23 protein-coding genes are annotated in these 25,985 nt (G+C 69.2%); 17 read left to right on the forward strand and 6 right to left on the reverse strand.

Annotation, left to right across the window (positions count from 1 at the left end; all coding sequences use genetic code 11):
- Positions 1-208 precede the first annotated feature (208 nt).
- Together ACRAKI_RS12945 and ACRAKI_RS12950 are read right to left on the reverse strand one after the other, a co-directional pair.
- Positions 209-1,669, reverse strand: coding sequence for a protein adenylyltransferase SelO (locus ACRAKI_RS12945; RefSeq protein ID WP_447007308.1), 1,461 nt, complete (start codon positions 1,667-1,669; stop codon positions 209-211).
- 688 nt (positions 1,670-2,357) lie between these two features.
- The gene (locus ACRAKI_RS12950) at positions 2,358-3,518 is read right to left on the reverse strand and encodes an ROK family protein (RefSeq protein ID WP_447007309.1); all 1,161 of its coding nucleotides are present in this window, start codon (positions 3,516-3,518) and stop codon (positions 2,358-2,360) included.
- A gap of 193 nt (positions 3,519-3,711) precedes the next feature.
- Here ACRAKI_RS12950 and ACRAKI_RS12955 point away from each other — a divergent pair, with 193 nt between their 5' ends.
- From ACRAKI_RS12955 to ACRAKI_RS13005, 11 genes are all read left to right on the forward strand, one after another.
- Complete coding sequence (locus ACRAKI_RS12955; RefSeq protein WP_447007310.1) at positions 3,712-4,992, forward strand: ABC transporter substrate-binding protein; 1,281 nt, start codon at positions 3,712-3,714, stop codon at positions 4,990-4,992.
- A 23-nt stretch (positions 4,993-5,015) separates the two neighbouring features.
- Positions 5,016-5,984 (forward strand): carbohydrate ABC transporter permease, encoded by a 969-nt coding sequence (locus ACRAKI_RS12960; RefSeq protein WP_447007311.1) that lies wholly within the window; start codon positions 5,016-5,018, stop codon positions 5,982-5,984.
- Positions 5,971-6,873, forward strand: a complete 903-nt coding sequence (locus ACRAKI_RS12965; protein ID WP_447007312.1) for a carbohydrate ABC transporter permease — start codon at positions 5,971-5,973, stop codon at positions 6,871-6,873. Before ACRAKI_RS12960 ends, ACRAKI_RS12965 begins: the two co-directional genes overlap by 14 nt.
- Before the next feature lie 19 nt (positions 6,874-6,892).
- Entirely contained in the window at positions 6,893-8,620 is a 1,728-nt protein-coding gene (locus ACRAKI_RS12970; protein WP_447007313.1) for a glycoside hydrolase family 13 protein, read from the forward strand.
- A gap of 214 nt (positions 8,621-8,834) precedes the next feature.
- Positions 8,835-11,144: a family 49 glycosyl hydrolase gene (locus ACRAKI_RS12975; RefSeq protein WP_447007314.1), complete on the forward strand. Its 2,310-nt coding sequence runs from the start codon at positions 8,835-8,837 to the stop codon at positions 11,142-11,144.
- Positions 11,145-11,461: 317 nt separating this feature from the next.
- Entirely contained in the window at positions 11,462-12,169 is a 708-nt protein-coding gene (locus ACRAKI_RS12980) for a hypothetical protein (protein WP_447007315.1), read from the forward strand.
- A gap of 66 nt (positions 12,170-12,235) precedes the next feature.
- Positions 12,236-12,649, forward strand: coding sequence for a hypothetical protein (locus ACRAKI_RS12985; RefSeq protein ID WP_447007316.1), 414 nt, complete (start codon positions 12,236-12,238; stop codon positions 12,647-12,649).
- Positions 12,646-13,065: a DoxX family membrane protein gene (locus ACRAKI_RS12990; protein WP_447007317.1), complete on the forward strand. Its 420-nt coding sequence runs from the start codon at positions 12,646-12,648 to the stop codon at positions 13,063-13,065. The genes ACRAKI_RS12985 and ACRAKI_RS12990 overlap by 4 nt, the downstream gene beginning before the upstream one ends.
- Before the next feature lie 18 nt (positions 13,066-13,083).
- Positions 13,084-13,509, forward strand: coding sequence for a cellulose binding domain-containing protein (locus ACRAKI_RS12995; RefSeq protein WP_447007318.1), 426 nt, complete (start codon positions 13,084-13,086; stop codon positions 13,507-13,509).
- 336 nt (positions 13,510-13,845) lie between these two features.
- The gene (locus ACRAKI_RS13000) at positions 13,846-14,511 is read left to right on the forward strand and encodes a lytic polysaccharide monooxygenase (RefSeq protein WP_447007319.1); all 666 of its coding nucleotides are present in this window, start codon (positions 13,846-13,848) and stop codon (positions 14,509-14,511) included.
- Positions 14,512-14,725: 214 nt separating this feature from the next.
- A complete protein-coding gene (locus ACRAKI_RS13005) occupies positions 14,726-15,313 on the forward strand; it encodes a dihydrofolate reductase family protein (protein ID WP_447007320.1) in 588 nt (195 codons plus the stop codon).
- Positions 15,314-15,560: 247 nt separating this feature from the next.
- Here the strand turns inward: ACRAKI_RS13005 and ACRAKI_RS13010 are convergent, their stop codons facing one another.
- Positions 15,561-16,571 carry an RNA polymerase subunit sigma-70 gene (locus ACRAKI_RS13010; RefSeq protein WP_447007321.1) on the reverse strand — a complete coding sequence of 337 codons (1,011 nt, stop codon included), beginning with the start codon at positions 16,569-16,571 and terminating at the stop codon, positions 15,561-15,563.
- Positions 16,572-16,764: 193 nt separating this feature from the next.
- Between ACRAKI_RS13010 and ACRAKI_RS13015 the strand changes: the two genes are divergently transcribed.
- Both ACRAKI_RS13015 and ACRAKI_RS13020 read left to right on the forward strand, forming a co-directional pair.
- A complete protein-coding gene (locus ACRAKI_RS13015; protein WP_447007322.1) occupies positions 16,765-17,616 on the forward strand; it encodes an alpha/beta fold hydrolase in 852 nt (283 codons plus the stop codon).
- Between the two features lie 564 nt (positions 17,617-18,180).
- The gene (locus ACRAKI_RS13020) at positions 18,181-18,597 is read left to right on the forward strand and encodes a DUF6892 domain-containing protein (protein WP_447007323.1); all 417 of its coding nucleotides are present in this window, start codon (positions 18,181-18,183) and stop codon (positions 18,595-18,597) included.
- 132 nt (positions 18,598-18,729) lie between these two features.
- Here the strand turns inward: ACRAKI_RS13020 and ACRAKI_RS13025 are convergent, their stop codons facing one another.
- On the reverse strand, positions 18,730-19,737 hold the full coding sequence (locus ACRAKI_RS13025) for an alpha/beta hydrolase (protein WP_447007324.1): 1,008 nt from the start codon (positions 19,735-19,737) through the stop codon (positions 18,730-18,732).
- 17 nt (positions 19,738-19,754) lie between these two features.
- Positions 19,755-21,077: a cytochrome P450 gene (locus ACRAKI_RS13030; protein WP_447007325.1), complete on the reverse strand. Its 1,323-nt coding sequence runs from the start codon at positions 21,075-21,077 to the stop codon at positions 19,755-19,757.
- Positions 21,078-21,232: 155 nt separating this feature from the next.
- Between ACRAKI_RS13030 and ACRAKI_RS13035 the strand changes: the two genes are divergently transcribed.
- The 4 genes from ACRAKI_RS13035 to ACRAKI_RS13050 all read left to right on the forward strand — a co-directional run bounded on the left by ACRAKI_RS13035 (position 21,233) and on the right by ACRAKI_RS13050 (position 25,095).
- Complete coding sequence (locus ACRAKI_RS13035; RefSeq protein ID WP_447007326.1) at positions 21,233-22,048, forward strand: SAM-dependent methyltransferase; 816 nt, start codon at positions 21,233-21,235, stop codon at positions 22,046-22,048.
- Positions 22,049-22,058: 10 nt separating this feature from the next.
- Positions 22,059-22,322 (forward strand): hypothetical protein, encoded by a 264-nt coding sequence (locus ACRAKI_RS13040; protein ID WP_447007327.1) that lies wholly within the window; start codon positions 22,059-22,061, stop codon positions 22,320-22,322.
- Between the two features lie 400 nt (positions 22,323-22,722).
- A complete protein-coding gene (locus ACRAKI_RS13045) occupies positions 22,723-23,928 on the forward strand; it encodes a Cmx/CmrA family chloramphenicol efflux MFS transporter (protein WP_447007328.1) in 1,206 nt (401 codons plus the stop codon).
- A 162-nt stretch (positions 23,929-24,090) separates the two neighbouring features.
- On the forward strand, positions 24,091-25,095 hold the full coding sequence (locus tag ACRAKI_RS13050) for a DUF2399 domain-containing protein (RefSeq protein WP_447007329.1): 1,005 nt from the start codon (positions 24,091-24,093) through the stop codon (positions 25,093-25,095).
- Positions 25,096-25,283: 188 nt separating this feature from the next.
- Here the strand turns inward: ACRAKI_RS13050 and ACRAKI_RS13055 are convergent, their stop codons facing one another.
- Positions 25,284-25,928 (reverse strand): class F sortase, encoded by a 645-nt coding sequence (locus ACRAKI_RS13055; protein ID WP_447007330.1) that lies wholly within the window; start codon positions 25,926-25,928, stop codon positions 25,284-25,286.
- Positions 25,929-25,985 lie beyond the last annotated feature (57 nt).

Here is a 25,985-nt window from a genome sequence, read left to right on the forward strand (position 1 = left end):
CTGTGCTCGGTGTGGTCTGCGGTGGTTGTAGTGGTTCGCGTAGAGGTTCAGCACCGCCCGCAGGTGCAGGCCGCAGGGCTCGCGGCCTGGGTGCGGAGAACCGCCGCCAGGAGGCGTCGGTGTCGCGCTTGATCGCCGATGCGGTCCGTGAACTGGTCCGGCCTGCTGCGGACGGCCGTTGGTGCCGGGGACGCCTTGCGGGCGGACCTCAGGTGCCGCAGTAGGTCTGGTAAGCGGCGCCGAATTCGGTCGGGGCGGGTTCGGCGTAGCGGTCGAGGCCGGGGCGCTCGTCGTAGGGGGCGGTCACCGCGTCCAGGAGTCGTTCGAGCGGGCGCGGGTCGCCCTCGGTCGCGGCGTCGAGGGCTTCTTCCACGAGGTGGTTGCGGGGGATGTAGACGGGGTTGACCCGGCTCATCGCGGCGGCGTCCGGTTCGAGGGCCCGCCAGCGGGTCAACCAGCCGTCGATCGCGGCGAGGTCGAGGAAAAGCTCACGCGCGGGTGACCCGGTGCCGTCACCCGCCGTGCCCAGGCGGCGGTAGAACGACGTGTGGTCGACGCGGTTGTCCTGGAGCAGGGTGAGCAGATCCTCGACCAGGGGCCCGCTCACCGCGTGGTCGAGGTCGTCGGGCAGGCCGAGCTTGGCCCGCATGCCGGCGGACCAGGAGTCGTCGTACCGCCCGCGGAACGTGCCGAGCGCCTCGACCGCCAGGGCGATCGCCTGCTCCTCGTCGTCGGCGAACAGGGGGAGGAGTGCCTCGGCTAGCCGCGCGAGGTTCCACTCGGCCACGCGCGGCTGGTTGCCGTAGGCGTAGCGCCCGCCGTGGTCGATGGAGCTGTACACGGTGGCCGGGTCGAACGCCTCCATGAACGCGCACGGTCCGTAGTCGATGGTCTCGCCCGAGATCGTCATGTTGTCGGTGTTCATGACACCGTGGATGAACCCGACGAGCATCCACCGCGCCACCAGCGCGGCCTGGGCCGCGACCACCGCCTCGAACAGCGCGAGGTACGGGCGTTCGGCCCGCGCGGCGCGGGGGTGGTGGCGGGCGATCGCGTGGTCGGCCAGGCGGCGCAGCAGGTCCACGTCGTCGGTGGCCCTGGCGTACTGGAAGCTGCCCACGCGCAGGTGGCTGCGGGCGACGCGGGCGAGCACGGCTCCCGGCAGCACGGTCTCACGTCGGACCGGCCGGCCGGTCGCGACCACGGCCAGTGAGCGGGTCGTCGGAATCCCGAGGGCGTGCATCGCCTCGCTGACGACGTGCTCGCGCAGCATCGGACCGACTGCGGCGAAGCCGTCGCCGCCACGGGAGAACGGCGTGCGCCCGGAGCCCTTGAGGTGCAGGTCGCGCGGCTCACCGTCGACGTGCACGACCTCGCCGAGCAGCAGGGCGCGACCGTCGCCGAGCCGCGGGGCGTAGTGCCCGAACTGGTGTCCGGCGTAGGCCTGCGCCACCGGAGTCGCGCCGTCGGGGACGTGCTCGCCGACGAGCAGGCGGAGGCCCTCGGCGCCACGCAGCCACGCGACGTCCAGCCCGAGCTCCGCGGCCAGTCGCTCATTGAGAACGAGCAGGCGCGGTGCGGGAGCCTGCTCGGCCTGCCAGGCGAGAGCCATCTCCGGGAATTCCCGGGCGAAGCGGTCGCCCAGGGTGACGGTCGGTGCGGTGCTCACGCTGTACACGGTACGTCGTGCCGCTGGCCTGTACCGGTGCAGAGGGAACCACGAGGTCGTCCAGGCGCGTGCTTCCGGCGATCGTGGTGTCATCCGGCAGGTCGGTGTTCGAGAGCGCCCTTTCCCGCGTCTACTTGCGCGGGTGGTCGGTCAGCTGTCGTCATCCGGCCTCTTCCATGAGGATCCACACCTGCGTGAGCGGGAGCCCTCCCGCGAGTCCGCGGGCAGCACGGCGTAGTGCCGGAACACGCGGTCCAGGAGGTCTTCGGCGTTCCGGACCTTGATGGCGACAACCACATCGGCGCCCTCGCCGACATGGGCCTCGGCGCGGACACGGGTGCCGGCGCGCTCTTGGTCAACGTGGGAGGCGGGCGCGGGCACCGGTTCACGACCTGGTGCCCGCGCCCGCCGCTTTCAGGGCCGCGAGTCCACGAAGGGCAGGACGACCGGGCTGGTCGTGGGCCAGTCGAGGACGGCGGCCTGGTCGGCGTCACCGGTGATGACGTCGATCGTGTCGGGATCGCGGGTGTCGGTGTCGCGGCTGGGCAGGTCGAAGCTCCGCTCGTTCGCGCCGCCGCCGAAACGAACTCCTTGGTCGACGGGAAGCGGTTGTCCCAGTGGGTCTTGCTGTCAGGAGCCGGAAGCCGGTGGCGGCGAGCGCTCGCGCCGGGGTGGTCGTGCTGTGGGGTCAGGGGGTTCGCTGGGGCAGGGCGGCGACGACGGTGCGCTGGATGGACACCGCGGCGGCGCCGCGGGCCCAGAGCGTCGGGTCGTCGTTGATCAGGCGCAGGTCGATCGGCGACGCCTCGGCGTGCCGGGCTTGGGCGATAGCGGCGCGGACCCGGATCTCGGCGACCTGGGCGAGCCGGATGCCCTCACCGGTGAGGATGACCCGTTCCGGCTGGGCGATGTTCGCGACGGCCGCGATCAGCGTGCCGAACGCGTGCGCGGCCCGGCCGACGATCTGGTCGGCGACCGCGTTGCCGGCCTCGGCCAGGTCGAGCACTTCGTCGTAGGTGACCGACCGGCCCAGGGTGAGGGCCGCCTGTGACTGGATGGCGTCGGTGGTGAGCAGGGCTTTCACGCAGCCGCGGTGCCCTTCCGGGCAGGACGGGCCGAGCGGGTCGACGGGGAAGTGGCCGAGCAGGCCGAGACCGGAGTCCGGGCCGCTGACGAGCCGGTCGTGGATCACCAGCCCGCCGCCGACACCGGCGCCGATGGTGAGCACGGCGAAGCTCTGCACGTCGCGCCCGTCGCCGAACCAGTGCTCGGCCGCCATCAGCGCGTCGAGGTCGTTGGACACGACCGTCGGCCTGCCGGTGGCCCGGCCGACCGCCGCGCCGAGGTCGAGGTCCTGCCAGTGCAGGAACACCGCTCGCTGCACGCGGGCGAAGTCGCGGACCACGCCGCCTATGCCGATGCCGATGGCGGCGACCGGTCGGGCCGGGTCGTCCAACGCCGTGACCAGCTCGGCGATCCGGCCGACCACCGCCTCCGGTGACTGGTCGGTGATGTCGACGGTGGCGCTGTCGAGGATGTCGGCACGCAGGTTGGTCAGCACGCCGTAGGCGCGGAATCCGGCCAGCTTGATGCCGATGAACCGCTGCACGTCGGGGTCGACGTCCAGCGGCTGGAGCGGACGGCCGCCGCCGCGCAGGTTGGGCGTCTCGACCTCCCGCAGCAGGCCGGCGTCCATCAACGGCTTGGTGAGCCGGGTGAGGCTCGCCGTCGACAGGCCCAGCCGATCGGCCAGTTCGGAGCGCGCCAGCGGTCCGTGGAGCAGGACTTCCAGCGTCACGCGCCGTGCGGACGGCAACAGGGGTGCCCAGGGCGATGCGGCGTCGAGCACCGTGCGCTCCTCGTCGAGGTCGGGGGTAACCGGACCGCAATAGTACCGCGACGAAACTAGCTGGCAACACCTTGTGCGTGACGAAAACGTGACTAGCAGCGGGTTGACGCGTTACAGTCCTCTCACCGTTAATGTTGCGACAAAGAAAACCTCGGGCAAGGCGACGCCGCCGTCGCGACTCTGGAGGATCGACATGCGCAAGCACCCCGTACGACTGGTCACGGCAGTGGCCGCGGCCCTGGCCCTGGTGATGACCGGGTGTTCGAGCGGGGGTGACTCCGGAGACCCGAACACGCTCAAGGTGTGGTGGTGGGAGACCGACGACAGCGCGTTGTCGGCCGCCTGGAAGCACGCCGTCTCGATCTTCGAGAAGGAGCACCCGGGCGTCACGGTCAAGCAGGAGCTCAAGACCTACGAGCAGATGCAGCAGTCGGGCCAGCTCATCCTGGACTCCAACGACACCCCCGACGTGCTGGAGTACCTGAAGGGCAACGCCACCGCCGGCGTCGTGGCCAAGGCGGGCCTGCTCACCGACCTGTCCGAGGTCGCCCAGAGTCGGAACTGGAAGCTCGACAACACCGCCCAGCACGTCGGGCTGTACGACGACAACGGGCTCATGGGGTCCGGGAAGCGGTACGGGGTCACGAACTACGGCGAGTACGTCGGCGTCTGGTACAACCAGGACCTGTTCGTCCAGAACAACGTGCAGGTGCCGACGACCCTGGCGGAGTTCGAGAACGCGCTGAAGACGTTCGCCGACAAGGGCGTGACGCCGCTCGCGCTGGGCTCGGCCGACTACCCCGGCCCGCACCTCCTGTACTCGCTGGCCCTGGCGCACATGGACGAGAAGTCACTGGCCGCCTACCAGCGGTTCGACGGCCAGGTGGACTGGTCCGCCTGGGAGAAGGCCGCCACGACCATGCGCCAGTGGGTGGAGAAGAAGTACATCAGCACCGACTCCACCGGCATCCCCGCCCAGGACGCGGGCAACGCGTTCATCGCGGGCCAGTACCCGATGTTCGTCTCCGGCACCTGGTGGGCCGGCCAGATCGCCGAGCAGCCCACGTTCAAGACCGACCAGTTCCTGTTCCCCGGCAACAAGCTGCACCCCGGCTCCGGCGGCAACCTGTGGGTCGTGCCCGCGAAGGCGAAGAACAAGGACCTCGCCTACGACTTCATCGAGATCACCCAGCGGCCCGAGGTGCAGAACTTCCTGGCCGACAAGGGCGGCGTGCCGGTCGCGTCCGAGCCCGGTTCGGCGAGTTCGGCGATGGGCCTGCTGGTCGGCGACCGGTTCACCGAGCTGCTGGCGGGCGACAAGGGCGGGCTGGCCTGGTACCCGGACTGGCCGGTCGCCGGCCTGAACGACGTGCTGCTGGCCAACACCACGAACCTCGTCGGCGGTGACGCGACCCCGCAGCAGGTGGTCGAGGCGATCAGGGCCGCCTACGACGCCGGCAAGCCGACCGCCTAGAACCGCCGCGGAAAAGGATCGCCATGTCCTCGCTGACCACAGCCTCGCTGACCACAGCCTCGCGCACCACCGCGCGGCACAAGAGCGCGTCCGAACGCCGGGGTGGCTACTGGTGGTACATCCTGCCGGGCGCGGTCGGGTTCCTCGCCGTCGTCGCCGTGCCGTTCGGGATGAACCTCTGGTACAGCCTCACCTCCTGGAGAGGTGTCGGCGACCCGGTGTTCATCGGGTTCGAGAACTACCAGCGGCTGCTGGGCGACCCGCTGTTCTGGGCGTCGTTCCGGCACAGCGTGGCGTTCATCGTGGCCATGGCGATCCTGCCGACAGCCATCGGGGTCCTGGTCGCGGCCGTGCTGTTCAACTATATCTCGCCCAAGTTCGGCTCGAAGGTGGCGAGCTTCCTGCGCGCCACCTACTACCTGCCGCAGATCCTGCCGATCGCGGTCGCGGGCGTGCTGTGGAAGTGGATGTACCAACCGCAGTACGGGATCATCAACACCACCCTGCGCGACCTCGGGCTCGGCGGCCTGGCGCAGAACTGGCTCGGCGACTCCGACCTGGCCATCTACGCGGTGATGAACGTGCTGGTCTGGCTCCAGGTCGGCTACACCGTGGTGGTGTTCATGTCCGGGCTCTCCCGGGTCGACCCGGCGCTGTACGAGGCGGCTGAGCTGGACGGCGCGAGCTGGTCGCAGCAGTTCCGCACCATCACGCTCAACCAGCTCCGACCGGAGATCGCGGTCGTGCTGATCACCACGTCGGTGGCGGCGCTGAAGGTGTTCGCGCCGATCTTCGTCCTCACCCGCGGCGGTCCCGGCACCAGCACGATCGTGCCCGCCTACTTCTCGTTCTCCAGCTTCTTCACCACGACGAAAGTCGGCTACGGCGCCGCGGTGGCGTCCGTGCTGGCGCTGATGATCTCGGTCGTCGCGGTGGCGCTGCTGCGCTACCAGACCCGCAACTCCGAAGGGTTCGAAGATGGCCGTGGATAGCCTGGAGAAACCGGCCGTGACCGTCACGCACCCCTCCGAGCCCTCCGTGCGCCGGGTCAAGCGCCGCAAGCGCGGTGTGAGCGGCTGGGTGGTGCTCGCCCTGGTCGCCGGGGTCGGACTGCTGATGCTGTTCCCGTTCTGGATCGCGGTCATCAACGCGTTCAAGCCCGCGCCGGACTACATCGCCAACGGCCCGGTCTCGCTGCCCACCGAGCTGGACTTCTCCGCCCTGGTGGACTTCTGGGGCGGCGTCGACTTCAACCGCAAGCTGCTCAACAGCGTCGTGATCAGCGGCAGCGTGGCGCTGATCGCGGTGACGCTGAGCCTGCTGTCCGCGTTCGCCATCGGCATCGGCCGCATCCGTGGCCGGATCTGGATCCTCGCGCTGTTCATGTTGGCGTTCACCATCCCGCAGGAGGCCCTGGTCTACCCGCTGTTCGTGCTCACGCGCGACCTCGGGCTCTACGACACCATGACCGGCGTCATCATCATCCTGGCCGTGCTCCAGAGCGCCTTCGGCACCTACATGCTGTCCTCGGTGCTCGGCACGTTCCCGCCGGAGGTGCTGGAAGCCGCGAGACTGGATGGCGCCGGCCGGTTCCAGGTGCTGCGGCTGGTGGTGCTGCCGCTGACCAGGCCGACGATGGCGGTGCTGATGACGTTCTTCTTCATCTGGACCTGGAACGACTTCTTCCTGCCGCTGGTGCTGCTGCCGTCGGCGGACAACCAGACCGTGTCGGTCGCGCTCGGCGCGTTGAGCGGCCAGTACACCAGCGACCCCACGGCCCTGGCCGCCGCGTCGCTGGCGGGCATCCTCCCGGCACTGGTGTTCTTCCTGCTCTTCCAACGCACGCTCATGCGTGGCGTGAACCTCGGCGCGGTCAAATGACACCCCACGAAGGACATCCATGACTCTCGAACAGACAGTGACCACGACGGTGGGCACCGCCCCGTGGTGGACCTCGGCCGTGGTCTACCAGGTCTACCCGCGCAGCTTCGCCGACTCCGACGGTGACGGTGTGGGTGACCTCAACGGCGTCACGTCGCGGTTGGACCACCTGGAGCGGTTGGGCGTCGACGTGATCTGGCTGTCGCCCGTCTACGCCTCGCCGCACGCCGACAACGGGTACGACATCTCGGACTACCAGGCGATCGACCCGGTGTTCGGCACGCTGGAGGACTTCGACCGGCTGCTGGCCGAGGTGCACGCACGGGGCATGAAGCTGGTGATGGACCTGGTGGTCAACCACACCTCCGACGAGCACCCGTGGTTCGTCGAGTCGCGCTCCTCCACGCACAACCCCAAGCGGGACTGGTACTGGTGGCGTCCGCCGCGAGAGGGGTTCGAAGCGGGACAACCGGGTGCCGAACCGACGAACTGGGAGTCCTTCTTCTCCGGTCCGACCTGGACGTTGGACGAGACGACGGGGGAGTACTACCTGCACCTGTTCGACCGCAAGCAGCCGGACCTGAACTGGGAGAACCCCGAGGTCCGCCACGCCGTCTACGCGATGATGCGCTGGTGGCTGGACCGGGGCGTGGACGGCTTCCGGATGGACGTCATCAACCTGATCTCCAAGGACCCCGCCCTGCCCGACGGCGCCACCACCGGCACCGGTGGACTTGGCGACGGGTTCCCGCACTTCAGCAACGGTCCGCGCATCCACGAATTCCTCCAGGAGATGCACCGCGAGGTGTTCGAGGGACGACCCGGTCAGCTGCTGAACGTGGGCGAGACGCTGGGCGTTACCTGGGAGCAGGCCCGGTTGTTCACCGATCCTGCGCGGCGCGAGCTGGACATGGTGTTCCAGTTCGAGCACGTGTCGCTCGACCACGGCCCCGGCGGCAAGTTCGACCCCAAGCCGCTGGACCTGCGCGACCTGAAGGCGTCGCTGGGCCGGTGGCAGACGGCGCTGGCCGACGTCGGCTGGAACAGCTTGTACTGGAACAACCACGACCAGCCGCGCGTGGTGTCGCGGTTCGGCGACGACGGCCGGTTCTGGCGCGAGTCGGCGACCGCGCTGGCCACCGTGCTGCACCTGCAAAGGGGCACGCCGTTCGTGTACCAGGGCGAGGAGCTGGGGATGACGAACGCGCCGTTCGCCGGCGTGCACGAGATGCGCGACGTCGAATCGCTCAACCACTACGCCGAGGCCGTCGCCGCCGGTGGCGAGCCGGAGTCGGTGTTGCGCGGCCTGCGCGCGATGGGCCGCGACAACGGACGGACACCGGTGCAGTGGGACGCGAGCCCGAACGCCGGGTTCACCGCCGGTGAGCCGTGGATCAGGGTGAATCCCAACCATTCCTGGCTCAACGCCCAAGCGCAGTACGACGACCCGCGTTCGGTGTTCAACCACTACCGCAGGCTGATCGATCTGCGTCACCGGCTCCCCGTGGTCGCCTTGGGGGACCACCGCATGCTCCTGCCCGACGACCCGTACGTCTACGCCTATGAACGGACCCTGGACGACACCCGACTCCTCATCGTGGCGAACCTCAGCGGCACACCGCAGACCGCCGTCCTGGACGGTGAGCGGTCCGCCGCAAACCCGATCCTGTCCAATGTGGAGCCCGTGTCCGTCGTGCACGGCCGGATCGTACTGGAACCCTGGTCGGCACACGTTTTCCTGTTGTAAGTGCACAATGGACTGCAACGCCGCACGGATTCATCTTGCTCAATCTTTTCTATTGACACCAAAAATACCGGGTCGCTAGCCTGGAACGGAAGCGCTTCGCGCGCACCGCGCCTCGAAACCTCCGGTCTCCTGTTCCGTTCAGGTCGGCGCTTCGGCGTTCCCTGTGAATCCAGGGTGACGCATCCCTTCCCAATGATGAGAAGAGGAATTCGGCATGTCCACAGCACGAATGAGCAGGCCGGCGGCGCTCGCCGCCGGCCTGGCGCTCGCCCTGGTCGGCGCCGTTGCGCCGGCCTGGGTGGGCGCGGGGGCACCACCGGCCCAGGCCGCGGTCTCCACCGTCGACAGCGAGCAGCTCAAGACGTGGTGGCACGACAACCACGAGTTCAACACCAGCAGCCCGGTGGCGAGCGACAAGGTCAGGCGCTCGTCGTTCTACGACGTTCAGGTGGCCACCGCTGCGGCGCCGGCGACCAGGTACGACTCGTTCGCGTACATGAGCATCGCGCGCAGCGGCAAGGGGAAGATCGGCTACACCAAGGAGGACGGCGCGGAGTTCTCCTCGTCGGCGAACCTGACTATGAGCTGGTCGACCTTCCAGTACGCCACCGACGTGTGGGTCGACGTCTCCCTGCGCACCGGCCAGAGCATCTCCTCGGCCGACCAGGTCAAGATCAAGCCCAGCAGCCTGAACTTCGCCAAGCAGCTCGTCGACGGCGACACCGTGCGCATCAAGGTCCCCTACAGCTCGGCGGGTTACCGCTTCTCGGTCGAGTTCGACCCGCAGCTGTACACGGCGTACAACGACATGTCGGGTCCGGCCACCGACGCCGGCAAGCTCACGACCTCGTCGGGCAACGGCAACCGCGCCATCCACACCGAGCCGCGCAACTCCATGATGGTCTTCGCCGAACCGGCGCCCACGGGCACGGACCGTGACCGGCTGGTCCCCACCTCGGCCTCGGGCAGCACCTACTACCCGCCGCAGGGGCAGGTCACCAACCTGAACACGATCAGCGAGGAGATCGTGTACTTCCGGCCCGGCACCTACTACATGACCTCGAAGTACCACGCGCTGCTGCCCAAGCAGGTCAAGTGGGTCTACCTGGCGCCCGGGGCGTACGTGAAGGGCGCCATCCGCTTCCCCGATGACAGCCAGGGCCTGTACAAGGTCACTGGCTACGGCGTGCTCTCCGGTGAGCAGTACGTCTACGAGGCCGACACCGCCAACAACTACAACCACCTCTCCGGTTCCTCGAACTGCCACTCGACCTGCGTGAAGATGCTGCAGTTCGAGTCGGCGCACGGTCGGCAGCAGCACCTGGACCTGCAGGGTGTGACCATCAACGAGCCGCCGTACCACTCGTTCGTCGTCTACGGCGACGAGCAGACGTTCAGCATGCGGGTGGAGAACTACAAGCAGGTCGGCTCCTGGTACTGGCAGACCGACGGCATCGAGCTGTACCGCGGCAGCACCATGAAGAACACGTTCTTCAACGCCAACGACGACGTGCTGAAGATGTACCACAGCGACGTCACCATCGACAACACCGTCATCTGGAAGAACGAGAACGGCCCCGTCATCCAGTGGGGCTGGACGCCTCGCAACATCGACAACGTGCGGGTGAGCAACACCCACGTCATCCACAACCGGATGTACTGGAAGGACGTCAAGTACAACACCTGCATCCTCAACTCCTCCTCGCACTGGGAGAACATGGGCTCGACCACCACGGCGAACCCCAGTACGTGGGTGAAGAACATGACCTTCGAGAACATCACCGTCGAGGGCATGACCAATTGCGCGATCCGCGTCTTCGCCCTGTCCAGCACCGAGAACATCCACGTCAAGAACCTCAAGATCGACGCCTGGAGCCACCTGGACCCGTCATCCCAGGTGAGCCTCCTCAAGCGGTACAGCAACAGCAGCGGGCAGAAGGTGACCCTGGGCAACGAGACGCGTGACAGCCGCGGCCTGAAGCTGGAGAACTACACCGTCGGCGGCACTGTCATCGACAAGGCCGGCACCAACTGGTCTGCGGACCAGCTCGGTCGGATCGGCTTCGACGCCGAGACCTGGGACAACTGGAACGCGTGGGGCCCCGGCGGCAACAACCCCGGTCCCGGGCCGGACCCGGTGACCGGTGGCAGGATCGTCAACGGGGCGACCGCCAAGTGCGTCGACCGCGCGGGCGGCGGCACGGTGAACGGCACCGCCATCCAGCAGTGGACCTGCGCCACCGCCCCCTCCATGACCTGGGCGCTCGAAGGGCAGCAGCTGAAGTCCGGCGGCAAGTGCCTGGACGTCGAAGGCGGCGCCACCGCCAACGGCACCAAAGCTCACCTGTGGGACTGCGGCACCTGGGACAGCCAGAAGTGGGCCTTCCAGTCGAACGGCACCCTGAAGAACCTCAAGTCCAACCGCTGCCTGGACGTCGAAGGCCAGAGCACCGCCGACGGCGCCCGCCTGCACCTGTGGGACTGCGGCACCTGGAACAGCCAGAAGTGGACCATGACCGGCTGACGGGACCCTCACGTGGCCGCCGGTGCGCACCCTGTGCGCAGCCGGCGGTCACCGGTGTCCAAACCTGCCGCTGTCCACAGTAGATCGACTGCTTGTCAAATGTGACGATCCGCTGAACCCGTGTACAGGAAACGTCTTCCTCCGTTGGATCCACAATAGACGGACTGATTAGTCCGAGCGTGTCGCTCGGATGTTCCTTCATTGACAACGAAAAGTCAGAGCCGATAGCCTGAAGAAGCCGCCGCCACGGTGTACCAAGCCCCGGCGGGACACTCTTTCCCCCGGTGCTTCCTTCCGATCCTGACGGAGGCACACCCATGAAGAAGTCGGCCAAGACGGCATGGTCCGCGACCGGGGTCGCCGGTCTCGCGCTGTCCGCGGCGTTCGTCGTGTCCTCGCTGCCCGCGAGCGCGAACGTCGTCGCGGTCACGTCCCCCGTGAGCGCGGGACCGGCGGCCCACGGCCAGCAGTACCCGGATGGTCCGTCGTCGGTGGACGGCTCACCGCTGGAGCGGTGCCGGGTCGGCACGGACTACCCCGTGCCGAGCCGCAACCCGATCCTCGACGAGCCGCTGAACACCGGCTTCAAGAGCAACGTCGGTCTGTCGGTCAAGGCGCAGCTCGAAGGCGGCACGTTCTACGGCAGCCGCAAGCTCATCTTCACCAACACCAGCAGCTCACCCGTGCACACCGACTGCCTGGTGCTCAAGTTCCGCGCCCCCTCGGGCTCGGTGGACCACCACTACCGGGCGTCCATCCAGTACGGGCACCCGCAGCAGGACTACGTCGAGGTCCCGCGCGGCAACGGCGAGTCGCACTACATCATCCGGCTCGGGTTCCACGACGTGCCGCTGGCCGACCGCACCATCCCGGTCGGGCAGACGTGGACCTACGAGCTGGCCGGCTCCAACCAGGGCTCGATGAGCCTGGAAGCCACCCGCGACTCCGTCGAGGTCCTGGCGGACATGAACGTGGGCGGCAACCACTGGATCTCCCAGTACGGCACCAAGCGCCTGGGCAACTGACGCCAGGTGGGTGGCGGCCCCGCAACGACGCGGGGCCGCTGCCCGGCCACCCCCGGGAGGACCCACGTGAGAACCGCTGTCTGCCTCGCCCTGACCGTCGCGGTCGCCGCCGGATGCGCGTCCGGCGAACCCCACCACTCGCACCACCAGCACCACTCGATGACGGCGGAGGACGCCGCGCGGCTGCGCGGAGTCGCCACCACCTACCTCGGCCTGCTCTCGGGCGGCGACCCGACCACGGCGTGGGGCATGTGGACCGCCGACGCCCAGCAACGCGACCCGCGGGAGGCGTTCGCCGACCGGCTCGCGCGCTGCGCACCCGGAGTCCCCTACGAAGTGCTCGGCGTCGTCGCCGACGGGCCGGACCTCGCCCGGGTCGCCTGGCGACATGGCGACCGCGCCGGTGAGCACCTGCTGCGCCTGCACGACGGGCAGTGGCGCGTAGACCCCGTCGACACCACCACCTGCGGTGCACCGTGACCACCCGCGCGGTGACGCGGCTGCGCGGCTCGCTCGGCCTGGTGTTCGTCTGGTTCGGTGCCCTCAAGGTCACCGATCTGACACCGGTCGCCGACCTTGTCGCCCGCACCGTGCCCTGGCTGGACCGCGACCTGTTGCTGCTCTCGCTGGGATCGGCGGAGATCGCGCTCGGCGCGGCACTGTGGCTCGGCCGCCGACTGCGCTGGGTGGCGGCGGTCGCCCTGGTCCACCTGTCGGGGACGTTCCTGGTGCTGGTGGTCCAGCCGCAGGCGGCGTTCCAGGCGGGCAACCCGCTGCTGCTCACCACCGAGGGCGAGTTCGTCGTCAAGAACCTCGTGCTGATCACCGCGTGCCTGGTGCTCATGGCCAGTGATCAGCCGCAACAGTCCGAAGACTTGGCCGGCGCAAGGAAATAGACCACAACGAGGTGGCACATGCGATCCGCACGACGTGGAGTGGCGAGCGGCGCGACCGCACTGACCTGGGCGCCCGCGAACGAGCAGGGCTTCGGCACCTCCAAGACGCTGGAGAGCAAGGTCCGGTACACCCTGCGGGACGGCGAGGTGTCGGAGGTGCACCGCCCGGACCTCCAGAGTGACCGGGGTTCGGGCTTCACCGCCGAGATCACCTTCACCAACACCGGTACCGCCCAGATCAACGAGTGGGTGCCGGCCTTCTCCTTCAGCGGCGATCAACCCCTGGCCGGCGGCTGGTCGGTGCACTGGTCCCAGTCCGACCAGGCGGTCACCGTCCGCAACGAGGGCCACAACGCCCGGATCGGCCCGGGTGACTCGGTGATCATCGGCTGGGGCAACGCGACCGTGCCGACCGCGCTCACGGTCGACGGCACACCCGCCTGAAGCACTCAGGACACCCCTGCCCGGCCCGAACCGCGCAGGGGTGAGCGGGGTCGCCGGTGGCGGCCTGCGACCCCGCTCCCGCAAGAGCGGTGGCGTCGTCACGGACTGATCTGCGACGACGCCACCGTGGGCGGCCCAGTTCCCTCTTCGCCAAGCCACCCTCTTCGGCGTGCTGGGCGTTCCTGCTCATCGCGGTCCTCGGTCCGGGCCGGTGGTCGCTGTCCGAGCTCGGCAACCGCCAACGGGTCGGCGCGAGACGAGAGAGGTGATCACCACAGCCAAGCCGCTCGTCCCGGTGGACGCACCACACGCATCGAGTACACGGAGGACTGATCCATGCACGTCACACTGTCGGCGCCCCGACGCCGGACGGCCCTGCACATCGCCGTGCTGCTGTCCGTCGTCGCCTCACTGATGGCCTTCCAACCGACCCGCGCCTCGGCGCACGGCACCGTCATCGACCCACCGACCCGCAACTACGGCTGCGCCACCCGCTGGTCCGGCCCCGACGCTCCGGGCATGCAGGAGCAGGACCCCATGTGCTACATCGCGTGGCACCAGAGCCCGGGTGCGATGTACAACTGGAACGCCCTGTACGCCAACAACCTCGGCGAGGACCTGGAGCGAGTCGTCCCCAACGGCCAGATCTGCAGCGCCGGGCGTGCGGAGATGGGCAGGTACGGCCCGATGGACAACCCGGGGCCGTGGCGGATGACCAAGGTCGGCAGCACCTTCACCGTCCACGTCCAGGACGTGGCCCGGCACGGCGCCGACTACCTGAAGATCTACATCACCGAGCAGGGCTTCGACCCGGCCACGTCGACCATCAGCTGGAACAACCTCGACTTCATCAAGCAGACCGGCAGGTACCCGTCCCAACTCGACTACAAGACCGAGGTGAACACCTCCGGCTACACCGGCCGCCACGTCGTCATCACGATCTGGAAGGCGTCGCACATGGACCAGAAGTACTTCCTGTGCAGTGACGTCGACTTCGGCTGAACAACTCCGTCCTGAAGCCCGGCCCTCGGAAACACCCGCTTCCGAGGGCCGGGGCCGACCGGGCAGGGGAGCGGCGCACGAGTCAGGCCACCGCCTGGTGTGGTGTTCGAGGAACACCAGCGCGTAGAGGGTGTGTCGAACCCTCGAGCACCGATCAGGTTTCCGCGCCGCGCCCGTCTGTACGTGTGAGATCGACTCACTGGAGGCTGGCACGATGCGGAAACTGATCTTCGGCATGAACGTGACCCTGGACGGCTACATCGCCGCGACCGGCGATGACATCGGCTGGAGCGCCGGGGACGCCGGCGCGCACGGTGGGCCGAGCGACGAGCTGTTCCAGTGGTGGCTCGACCGGGAGCGGGCGAGCGATCTGACGCTGTACGGGCGCAAGCTGTGGGAGACGATGAGCTCCTACTGGCCGACCGGCGATCAGCAGCCCGACGCCACCCCGGCGGAGGTCGAGTTCGCGCGGAACTGGCGGGACACGCCGAAGGTGGTGTTCTCCTCGACGGTCGACAAGGTCGACTGGAACACCCGCGTCGTCACCGGCGACGCGGTCGCCGAGATCACCCGGCTCAAGGCCGAGGACGGTGGCCCGATGGGCATCGGCGGCGCGACGCTCGCGGGGGCTGCCATGCGGGCCGGGTTGATCGACGAGTACGCCGTGGTCACCCACCCCGTCCTGGTGGGCGGTGGCACGCCGTTCTTCACCGCGTTGGACAGCTGGGTGAACCTGAACCTGGTGGAGACGCGGACGTTTCCCGGCGGCGTGGTGCTGACCCGATACGAGAGGAGGCGATGAGCACGGGCCAGATGCTCGGCTCGTGGGGCCAGGTCGAAATCCGTCCTGGCGTGCTCACCATGACCCTCGGCTAGGAGGGAGCCATCCCCGGCCCCTTCGGGCATGAGGAAGCCCCGCCGGCGATGCCCGGCGGGGCGGTGGTCTCCGCGTTGTCGCGTCGGTGTCCGGGCGGTCGGGGTGCTCATGCCGCGCTGACTCCGGTGACGGCGGCCCGTGCGCGGGACTCGTCGACGATGGGCGTGGGTGATCACAGTGTCGGGGGGAGGTCCAGCCATGGTGTGTCGGTGGCGTCGAACCCGGTGAGTTCGGCGATCTTCCCGTCGACGATGTGCAGGACCGCGGTGGCAAATAGCCGGTACTCCGGGTCGTGGGGGGTGCGGCGGTACAGCACGGCGGCAGGCATGCGGTTGACCGTCGTGGCGGTACAGCGCCAGTCGTCGTAGCCGCGCTGGAAGAGCCCACCGGTGACCCAGCCGTCCACCGCGTCCTTGGCCGTCATGACCGAGGTGCCCGACTCGGGCAGCATCGCGAAGCGCAGGTCGTCGCGCAGCAGGGACATCAGCCCGTCGAGGTCGTTGCGCTCATGGGCGTCGATGTAGGACTTCACCACGCCGCGCTCGTCGTTCGACAGCTGGTGGGTGGTGGGGCTGCGCCAGTCGAGGCGGCGGTCGGGTAGCTGCTCGCGCATCGTCACGCGCGCCCGTTGCAGTGCGCTGGTCACCGATGCGACGGTCAGGTCGAGGGCGTCGGCAACCTTCGACGCCGGCCAGCCGAGGACGTCGCGCAGGATGAACACCGCCCGCTGCCGCGGCGGCAGGTGCTGCACGGCGACGATGAACGCCAGCTCGATCGTCTCCCGCGCCACCACCGATTCCTGCGGGTCCTCGGGGAGCATCCGGTCGGGGTACGGCTGCAGGTACAGCACCTCGGAGCCGGAGTCCGGCAGCTCGGACGTCGGTACGGGTGTGCGGTCGTTGCGCTTGTCCAGGAAGTCGAGGCAGGCGTTCGTCGCGATCCGGTACAGCCAGGTCCGCAGCGCAGCGTGGCCCTTGAACGACTCCCGCTTGTTCCACGCTCGCAGGAACGTCTCCTGCGTCATGTCCTGGGCGTCCTCGTAGTTCGCGAGCATCCGGTAGCAGTGCACCTGCAGCTCACGCCGGTGGCGCTCCGTGACCAGCGCGAACCGCGCCGTATCGCCTGAGCGGGCCGCTGCGATGAACGTGGCCTCGTCGGCGTCCAACGGTCTGGCGTCGGTCATGGTCGTCAATCCTTCCACCGGTGCGAGGGGTTACCAGAACTGACGGCGTGGCGGAGGATTTCTGATCGGTTCCGGTCACAGCGGGGGTCATCAGGTTCATTGAGCCTCGCCGGCGTGTTGATGCGGCCGTCGTGAGCGGTGGTGGTGGCAGCGTGCTGCGGACCCGGTCACGGCCGGATGTGAGGATCGCGGCATGAACTCGATCTTCGTCTTCGTCCACGGCACGGGCGGCAACTCGTTCCACTGGGCGCCCATGACCCGCGAGTTGACGCTGCGCGGCCACCGGGCACTCGCCGTCGACCTGCCCGGTCACGGCTTCGGCGCCACGTTCACGGCGGCGTACCAAGCACCTCAGGACCCTGCCGCGCTCGCCACCGCGCCGGCCGGCGCGGCACGGGTGAGCCACGCCGACGCCGTCGCGCACGTCATCGACGTGGTGCGGCGGGCGGCCGAACTCGGACCGGTCGTGCTGGTCGGGCACAGCCGGGGAGGGATGACCGTGACATCGGTCGCGAACGCGGTGCCCGACCTGCTTCACCGGGTGGTCTACCTGTCCGCGTGGTGCTGCGTCGAGCTGGGCGCCGCCGGGTACATGGCGGAGCCGGAGAACGCGTCGAGCCTCCTCAACGACCTCGGTGACGTACTCGCCGCCGACCCGGCCGACCTCGGGGCGTTCCGGTTGAACTGGCGCACCGCGAACCCGGCCGTGCTGACGAAGCTGAAGACCGCGCTACTGGCCGAGGGCACGGAATCGGAGTTCCTGGCCGCCCTCAACACCCTGGAGCCGGACGACAGCCTGGACTCGGGAGACGACCGCGTCGCCCCGACCGTCTGGAGCCGCCTGCCGCACACCTACATCCGGCTCACCGCGGACCGATCCCTGCCGATCGAATTGCAGGACCGGTTCATCCACGAGGCGGACGCCCTGACGCCGGACAACCCGTTCGACGTGCACAGCCTCCACACCAGCCACCTCGGGCCGCTCGTCCACCCGGAGGAAGCCGCCACCGTGCTCGCCGGGCTGGTGATGTCCCGCAGCAGTTGACCCCTGCCATCCACCATCGTGCCCCCGTTCCCACGACGCCAGGCGGCTGTCCTGGAACCATCACTACGGGGGCGCGAGGTGATCGTGCGCACCCGGTCCACTGAGATCGAGGATACTTCGGAAAGGGCGGGGACAACGTCAGTACGGATGATGGCGGTCCGCTCCGGCCTCATCTCGCGCACAACGCGGCACGATCCTCCGCTTGGTCCTCCGGTGTCACCCTTGTGAGTCGTCGACACCGGTATCGCCTGTTCCTCGCGCCGACCAAGGTCGCCGTGGACCAGGCGGTGGGGCGGCTCTGCGAGCTGTTGAGCGCCGAGAGCGGATTCGCCGACGGCTCGTGCAGCGGGTCGGGGACATCCGGTACGTGCCGCACGACACGCCCCGGCACCTCGTGGAGCGGTGGCTGTAGCACGCTCGGTGCGGCAGCCGACGTCGAGCGGTGGAACCAGTCCGCTCGACGTCGGCCGGTCAGGGGCACCGTCACCGCCCCGACCGCCGGGTGGGTCGAGGGCAAGACGACTCCCCGGATGGCGGTGTCATCACCGCCTATACGGTTCGGGCATGAGTCAACCGATTCCGTTCGCCGACGCCAACTTCAAGCTCGCCGTGGTCCAAGAGCTGATGTACAACCAGGACCTCTTGCCGAGGTTCGACCTGCGCGAGTACGCCGCCGAGCAGGGTTTCACCTACGACGGCGGGAGCGTCGAGGCGGTGCCTGAGGCTCTGGCCTACTTCGAGGCGCTCGCGGTCCCCGTCGAGCTCGCGGAGAAGGTCACCGCGATCGAGATGGACGGCGGCAACGAGATCTACCTCGAGATCGCGCCGAACTGGGACGGCGAGGACGGACTGTTCGACGTCGACGAGTTCGCCGACCTGCGGCACTTTCCCAACCTGAAGTCGATGACACTGCTCTACACGGGCAACGAGGAGGCGCTGGAGGCGCTGCGTGCCCGCGGGATCGAGGCAGACTGGCTCTGAACCGGCCGCCACCGCTGGGGTACAGCAGAGCGCGAACCTCATCTGCTTCGGGTGCGTCGAGTTCACTCTCTGCCTCGACCCACCGACAAGGCGTGTCGAGGCGCGGGCGGCACAGCGGCAGGCCGGGGCCCGTCAGCCGATCCCGTTCGTCCACTCGGCGACCGCCCGGTGGTAACCCGGCGCGTTCGGCGAGAAGTTGAGCGAGTGCCCGTAACCGGGGACGACGTAAGTGCTCAACCGGGCCTCGGGTGCGTAGAACCGCCCCTCGGACACGCGCAACGCCTCGCTGGACGAGCAGTCCGCGCCGAGCGGTGGGCCGCAGAAGTTCCCGTCGCCGCCGCCCATGACGACCATGACCGGCACGGTGATCCGCCGTGACACCGGGATGAGCTGGCTGATCAGCACGGTGCTCACGGTCTCCGTCGGCGTGACGACGTCCTTGGTGGCCTCGTCGAAGTCCAGCGCGCCGCGCTCCGGCACCCCGGGGGCGTGGAACGACGAGTGCCGGGAACCGGCGATCGTCGTCAGGTAGCCGAGGTCGAGGCCGAAGCCCTTCAGCCGGGGGTCGAGCGCGGCCGGGGCCAGGGTGGTGAACACCGGCACGGCGCCCGGGAGGTTGATCTGGTGGGTGAGCCCGGTGATCACCACGCCGTCCACGTCGCGGTACCTGACCGCCTCGGTCGTGGCCACCGCCGAGCCGACCGAGTGGCCGACGAGCACGACCCGGTCGAACCGCGGCCGCAGCGACTGGACCACCGCGTGCACCGCCTTGGCCTGCGTGGAGAGGGTGAGCAGGATGCTCAGCGGCTTGGAGCTGCGCCCGCTGCCGAGCCGGTCGACGGCGACGGTCGCGATGCCGGCCCGGTTCATGGACTGCCGGTAGGACCGGGTCTCGGAGGCGTGCCCGATGTCCCAGTACGCGCTGTTGTACGTGCCTCCGGGCACCAGCACCTGGAGCGTCGTCGCACCCCGCGGCACGCACAACCGGCCGTGCACCGAGTGCGCCGCCAGGCCGATCCTCACCGGCACCCTCACGTCCTCGCACGTGACCTCCGCCGCGCCGGCCGTGCCGGGTGTCAGACCGATCCCGGCGGCGAGCAGCACGACGGCGCCGATCCGACGCAAACGCAACCAACCCACGGAGAACAACCTCCAACTCAGTTTCGGGCAACCGCCGTCATCAGCATTCCGCTGGGGTATGCGGCGGACGTGAACTTGACCCGCACGGGCTTGCCCGGCACGGGGACCAGCCGCCACCGCGCCGCGACGGTGGCGGCGGCGACGACGAGCTCGGTGTGGGCGAACAGGTTCCCGACGCACTGGCGCGCACCAGCGCCGAACGGGACGAACGCGCCTTTCGGGATCCCCGCGGCGCGTTCGGGGGACCACCGGTCGGGGTCGAAGCGGTAGGGGTCCGCGAACGACGCCGGGTCGTGGTGCAGCGCGTGCGGGCTGAAGATCACCTCGGCGCCCTCGGGCAACGCCACGCGACCCAGCTCGACCGGCGCCACCGTGCGCCGCATCAGGAACCACACCGGGTACATCCGCAGCACTTCGTTGACGACCCGCTTGAGGTAGACCAGGTCGCCGACGTCGGCGAAGGTGGGCGTGCGCCCGCCCAGCACCTCGTCCAGCTCGGCGTGGACGCGGCGCTCGACCTCCGGGTGCCGGGCGAGCTCGTGGAACGTCCAGGCCAGCGCCAGCGCGGTGGTCTCGACGCCGCCGACGAGCAGCGTCATCACCTCGTCGTGCACCTGATCGTCGGACATGCCCGCGCCGGTGTCCGGGTCCTGGGCCATCAGCAGCACCGACAGCAGGTCACCCCGGTCGACGCCGTCCTCCCGCCAGCCGCGCACGACCTGGAGCACGATCGCCCGCATGCGCGCGACGGCCTCGTCGAACGCGCGGTTGCCGGCCAGGGGCAGCTTCTCGACGAAAGACGGCGACAGCGCGCGGATCATGCCTTGCTTGAGCACGGTGAACAGCGACCGGCGCACCTCTTCGACCGCGTGCCTGCCCAGTTCGGTGGAGAACAGCGCCTCCCCGACGACGGTGACGGCGAGAGCCTGCGCGTCCTCTTCGAGCACGCGCACCTCGCCGGGGCGCCAGTCGGCCGTCCAGTCGGCCGCGGCGCGCGCCATGGTCTCGACGTAGTGGGGCATGCGGTAGCGGTGGAACGCGGGCTGCACCATTCGGCGCTGACGCTGGTGAACCTCACCGTCCGAGTTGGCCAGACCGTTGCCGAAGATCGGCCGGAACCTGTCGAACAACGCGCCCTTCCTGAACGACGATCCCTTGACGACCAGCAGGTCGTGGACTAGTCGAGGATTCGTCACAAAATAGGTGCGCATCCCTCCGAGGTCAATCCGGACGACGTCGCCGTGATTCCGCAATAGTGCGGTGAACTTGTGCCGGCGGCGCAACATCGACACGGTGTGGCCCAGCAGTGGAAGGCGACCCGGGGCAACCGGGACGGGCATGTCCGCTCCTCGCCTAGTTGACGGGACGGATCACAATAGAATCCGTTCGGATGAGCTTGACAGTGCCCGATCGGGTGACTGCGCACACTCGGGTGGCGCAATGACGCAATCGGCCCCGTGGTTAGGATGATGCCTCTACCGAAGGGGTGTTCGCAGTGGTGCAACCGGAGTGGGTTCCCCCGAGCGTCGACATCTCGGTGCCGAACATGGCCCGCACCTACGATTTCCTGCTGGGCGGCGCCCACAATTTCGCGGTGGACCGCCGGCTCGCGACCCAGGTCGAGGCCATCATGCCCGACGCCCGTTCCGCGGCGCGCGTGAACAGGGCCTTCCTCGGTCGGGCCGTCCGGTACATGATCGGGCAGGGAATCACCCAATTCCTCGACATCGGCTCCGGCATTCCCACCGTGGCCAACGTGCACGAGGTCGCGCAGGCGGCGGACCCGGAGTGCCGGGTCGTGTACGTCGACAAGGAACCGATCGCGGTGGCGCACAGCGAGCTGCTGCTGGCGGACAACGACCGCGCGGCCGTCGTGCACGCCGACATGCGCGACCCCGAGGCGATCCTCGGCCACCCGGAGACCCGACGGCTGCTCGACTTCGACCGGCCCATCGGCCTGCTGGTGCTGATGATGCTGCACTGGCTGCCGGACGAGGACGACCCGTGGCAGCTGATGGCCACCTACCGCGACGTGCTGGCCCCCGGCAGCCACCTGGCGATCACCCACGTCACCGCGGAACACCAGGACCGACGCCTGGCCGACGTGACGGACGCGATCAAGGACAGCCGCAGCGCCGACCAGCTCAACGAGCGCTCGCACGAGCAGGTGCTGGCGCTGTTCGGGGACTTCGACCTGGTCGAGCCCGGCCTGGTCGGGTGCGCGGCGTGGCGGCCCGTCGGACCGGGCGACTTCTCCGACACCCCGGGCATGAACATGGTGATCTGCGGCGGGGTCGCCCGAAAGCCGTGACCGCACGGTCGTGAGCGACCTCGGGCCGGACGGACCGAGGTCGCAGCCAGACCACGCGCCCCAGCCCCGACCTGCCCTCCCGGACGGCGCATGCACGCGGGACCTCCTCGCCCGCACGTGGGCCTACCTGCTGAGCGCCGCCGCGGCGATCTCCCTGCGCAAGGAGGAGCTGGAACGGGCCCTGCGCGACCAGCTCGACGCGTTGTGCTCGGTCCTGACCATCGACCCGTTCGACGCCGCGGCGGTCGAGCGGTCGGCGAGGATGTCGTCGTGACCGGGTGCGTCGGGGAGGACGGACTGCGGCGCACGTCGAGGTCCTCGGCAAGGGACTTCCGGCGCTGCCCGAGTTCCGGCCGGCGACGCGCACCCAGGTGGCGGTTGGACATTCCCGAAATGGCGTTGCTACCTTGTTGTGCATGTCCAGCCCTGAGGCAGCGAGTAGGTAGCCACCGGACCTCTCCGGTGGCGTTCTCCGCAGTACGCGCCCACTTGGCGCTGACACCTCGGGCCGTGCCCTGCCGCTGTCGCGGGCTGCTCCCCTGCGGTTCTGGCCACCGTTTCGAACCTCCCACCCGGATCCGTTCCGGGTTCTTGTCGCGCCCACGGCGGCCGTAGCGCCGCTTGGGCAGCTTTGTCGCACACACGGTCTTCCAGAGCAGTCGTGGAGCCTTTCCATGCCATTCGCCGTATACGTCCTCGCGCTGGCGGTCTTCGCCCAGGGGATGTCGGAATTCATGCTGTCCGGCCTGGTGCCGGACATCGCCGACGAACTGTCCGTGTCCATCCCGGCTGCGGGATCGCTGACCTCCGCCTTCGCCGTCGGCATGGTCGTCGGCGCACCGGTGGTGGCGATACTGAGCCTGCGTTGGCCGCGCCGCAACGCGCTGCTGGCCTTCCTGGTGACCTTCCTGGTGATGCACGTCATCGGCGCCCTCACCGACAGCTTCGAGATCTTGTTGGTCACCCGTGTGGTGGCCGCGCTGGCCAACGCGGGCTTCCTGGCTGTCGGCCTGGCCTCCGCTGCGGCCATGGTGGGCCCCAACGACAAGGGCAGGTCGACGTCGATCCTGCTCAGCGGCGTCACCCTCGCCTGCATCGCGGGTGTGCCGGCAGGTGCCTTCATCAGTGAGCTGTGGGGTTGGCGCTCGGCGTTCTGGGCCGTGGCCATCCTGTCCGTGCCGCCGGTGTTCGCCATCCTGCGCGCGGTCCCCTTGACCGCTCCGGACCGACAAGCCCCAAGCGCGCTGCACGAGTTGCGCGCGCTGCGCACTCCACGGTTGGTCGTCGTCCTGGTGTTGGGCGCCCTCGTCAACGGCGCGACCTTCTGCTCGTTCACCTACCTCGCCCCTGTGGTCACCGACGTGGCGCACCTGTCGTCGAGCTGGGTACCGCTGGCGCTGCTGCTGTTCGGCCTCGGCTCGTTCGCGGGCGTGACCATCGGTGGTCGGTTCGGCGACCGCAAGCCCCTCCAGCTGGTGGGATTCGGCGCTGTCGCGCTGCTCGCCGGCTGGTTGTTGTTCGCCCTCACCTCGGGCAACGCGGTCGTGGGCTTCGCGTTCATGTTCATCCAGGGAACGCTCTCGTTCGCGGTCGGATCGACGCTCATCGCCCAGGCCTCCTACTCAGCCAGGGGAGCCCCGACGCTGGCCGGTGGTTTCGCCACCTCCGCGTTCAACGTCGGCGCGGCGGCTGGGCCGGCCCTGGGTGGCATCGCCATCGGCGCGGGGTTGGGCTTCCGCTCGCCGCTGCTGGTGAGCGCCGCGATGGTGGCCGTGGCGCTGGTGGTCGGCGGCATCGCCTTGCTGGCCGCTCGCGGCAAGTCCGCTGGTGGGCCGGTCGAGGAGGGCGCGCGGTCCTCTGCGCAGACCCCCGCGGTCTGACGGGCGGTCGGTGCGGGGCCTACCGCCGGAAGAGCGGCGGCAGGCCCCGCCCGGCCTGCGGCGGATCTCCCAGTGCCCCCTGCGCCATAGGTCGCCCCTGGTCACGGCGAGTGTTCAGAGGTGTCGTGTGCGCCGTTCGGATCGCGAAACTAGGCTCGGGTGGTGCACCTTGACCAACCTGAACTCGCCGAGCTGTGGCGGCTGGCTCGAGAGACCCTGGAGGGCGGCGGCCGGTCTGCGTTCAGCATCCGTGTCGAGGACGAGAAGACCGCCGCGGCGCTCAGCGAACTGTTGCGCAAGCCGGTCGCGCACCCGGCCCGCCGGCAGATCTCCCTGGCGCGCCTGGACGACCACGTCCGCACGCACGGCAGCACGCTGACCGAGGTGCTGGAAGCGCTGCACGGCAAGCCGATCGGCATGTCCACGACCGAGGAGGCGTCGACAGCCGACGCCGTGTTGAAGTTCGCGCTGCGTGAGCACAACCTGTTGCACGAACCGTGGGCCGCACCGTGGATCGCGCACGTGCGCCGGTACGGCAAGATCCCGCAGCCCGCGTTGCCGATGCTCGCCAACCAGGCCGCCAGGGTGCTCGGCAAGCTCGGACCGACGACGACCCGGTTCGCCCTGGCCGGCAACGACCTCGACGACGGGCGGCCGCTCACCCGGATCGTGGGCAAGGCGCTCGAACTCATGGGCACGAGCTGGGAGCGGGCTGGAATCCTGAGGGACGCCTACAGCGACCCGGTGCTGACCTCGCAGGGCTACCTGACGCTGAACGACACCCTCGAGACCTCGGAAATCACCGTCGTCCGCAGCCCACGCCTGCTCGAATCCGGCATGCCCGGCCCGTTGATGGTGCTCCCGAACGGCCTCACCGCACAGGCCAAGCACCACCTCACCGGCAAGGCGGTCCGCTGCCACAACGACTTCACCCCGGACGGCATCCGCGCGACCAACGAGATCCTCGCCTGGACCGGCGGCACGGCGTGGCGCATGTCGGCGAACGACTACCGCGAGGCCGTCGCCACCCTGATCGCCCGCAGTGTCGAGCTGCCGACGTTGAACAGCCGTCCCGCAGACGCCACCTGGGACGCCGACCTGGCCAAGACCATGGCCACCACGGGCCTGGTGGTCACCGAGGAGCACGTGCTGCCGTCACTCCTCTGATGGTGCGGACCACTCCACGTCCCACCGCAGCGCGCCGCCGGCCGCACGATGGGACAGCCGGATCGAGGACACGCTCAGGTGAGCGTGCACCCGCTGCACGAGGTGACCCGCAAGGTGCTCGCGCACCATCGCCGCCGCTCCACAGCAAGGCGGCGAAGGACACCGGACCGCTTCCCATCGAGGGGACCTCACCCGGAAGACCCGTCGCGATGGCGGCTTCCCGTCATCTGCGCGTAGACCACGATGTTGTCCCGGTAACTGCCCGCTTTCCGGTCGAATGGCCCGCCGCAGGTGACGAGCCGCAGCTCGGGCCCCTCGACGTGGCCGTACACCGCCTGGGTGGGGAAACGGTCCTTCGGGTGCTGCTCGACCCGCTGGACCGCGAACGACGCGGCCGAGCCGTCGGCACGTTCCACTGTCACCTCGTCGCCGGGCTTCACCTTGCGCAAGTCGTAGAACACTCCCTGTCGGCCTTGCCAATCGACGTGTGCGGCGAGCAGGGCGGGCCCGCTCTCGCCCGGAGTCGGCGAGTTGGTGTACCAGCCAACGGTTTCGGCATCGGCCGGGACTTCCACGGCGCGGTCGGCGCGCAGCCCGAGATCGATGATCCCGGCCGTGTCGACGCCGATCGCCGGGATGGTCACCCGGGTCGGGCGCGATGCGTCGAGCGCCACCACCGTCGGGTTGTGCGGTGTGCTCGGTGCGGGCGTGAGGAACGATCCGGCCGGTTCGTGCGCCGACGCGGCGGGAGCCGTGTCGACCGGGTGGACGTCGTCGGCTGAGTGGACGTTGTCGACGCCCGTCAGAACCGCCAGGCCCAATGCCGCTGCCATCCCCGCCAGCAGAGGTGTTGTGCTCCGGCGGGGATGGCGGCGCGAGCGGTCGCGCAT

The sequence above is a fragment of the Saccharothrix isguenensis genome, assembly GCF_052936305.1.

Coding starts and splice junctions, on each gene's coding strand:
- ACRAKI_RS13005 (WP_447007320.1), top strand. CDS start 14,726: ATGCGGAAACTGATCTTCGGCATGAACGTGACCCTGGACGGCTACATC.
- ACRAKI_RS13055 (WP_447007330.1), bottom strand. CDS start 25,928: ATGGCAGCGGCATTGGGCCTGGCGGTTCTGACGGGCGTCGACAACGTC.
- ACRAKI_RS13030 (WP_447007325.1), bottom strand. CDS start 21,077: ATGCCCGTCCCGGTTGCCCCGGGTCGCCTTCCACTGCTGGGCCACACC.
- ACRAKI_RS13000 (WP_447007319.1), top strand. CDS start 13,846: ATGCACGTCACACTGTCGGCGCCCCGACGCCGGACGGCCCTGCACATC.
- ACRAKI_RS12975 (WP_447007314.1), top strand. CDS start 8,835: ATGTCCACAGCACGAATGAGCAGGCCGGCGGCGCTCGCCGCCGGCCTG.
- ACRAKI_RS12955 (WP_447007310.1), top strand. CDS start 3,712: ATGCGCAAGCACCCCGTACGACTGGTCACGGCAGTGGCCGCGGCCCTG.
- ACRAKI_RS12995 (WP_447007318.1), top strand. CDS start 13,084: ATGCGATCCGCACGACGTGGAGTGGCGAGCGGCGCGACCGCACTGACC.
- ACRAKI_RS13015 (WP_447007322.1), top strand. CDS start 16,765: ATGAACTCGATCTTCGTCTTCGTCCACGGCACGGGCGGCAACTCGTTC.
- ACRAKI_RS13045 (WP_447007328.1), top strand. CDS start 22,723: ATGCCATTCGCCGTATACGTCCTCGCGCTGGCGGTCTTCGCCCAGGGG.
- ACRAKI_RS12965 (WP_447007312.1), top strand. CDS start 5,971: ATGGCCGTGGATAGCCTGGAGAAACCGGCCGTGACCGTCACGCACCCC.
- ACRAKI_RS12960 (WP_447007311.1), top strand. CDS start 5,016: ATGTCCTCGCTGACCACAGCCTCGCTGACCACAGCCTCGCGCACCACC.
- ACRAKI_RS13010 (WP_447007321.1), bottom strand. CDS start 16,571: ATGACCGACGCCAGACCGTTGGACGCCGACGAGGCCACGTTCATCGCA.
- ACRAKI_RS12980 (WP_447007315.1), top strand. CDS start 11,462: ATGAAGAAGTCGGCCAAGACGGCATGGTCCGCGACCGGGGTCGCCGGT.
- ACRAKI_RS13020 (WP_447007323.1), top strand. CDS start 18,181: ATGAGTCAACCGATTCCGTTCGCCGACGCCAACTTCAAGCTCGCCGTG.
- ACRAKI_RS12970 (WP_447007313.1), top strand. CDS start 6,893: ATGACTCTCGAACAGACAGTGACCACGACGGTGGGCACCGCCCCGTGG.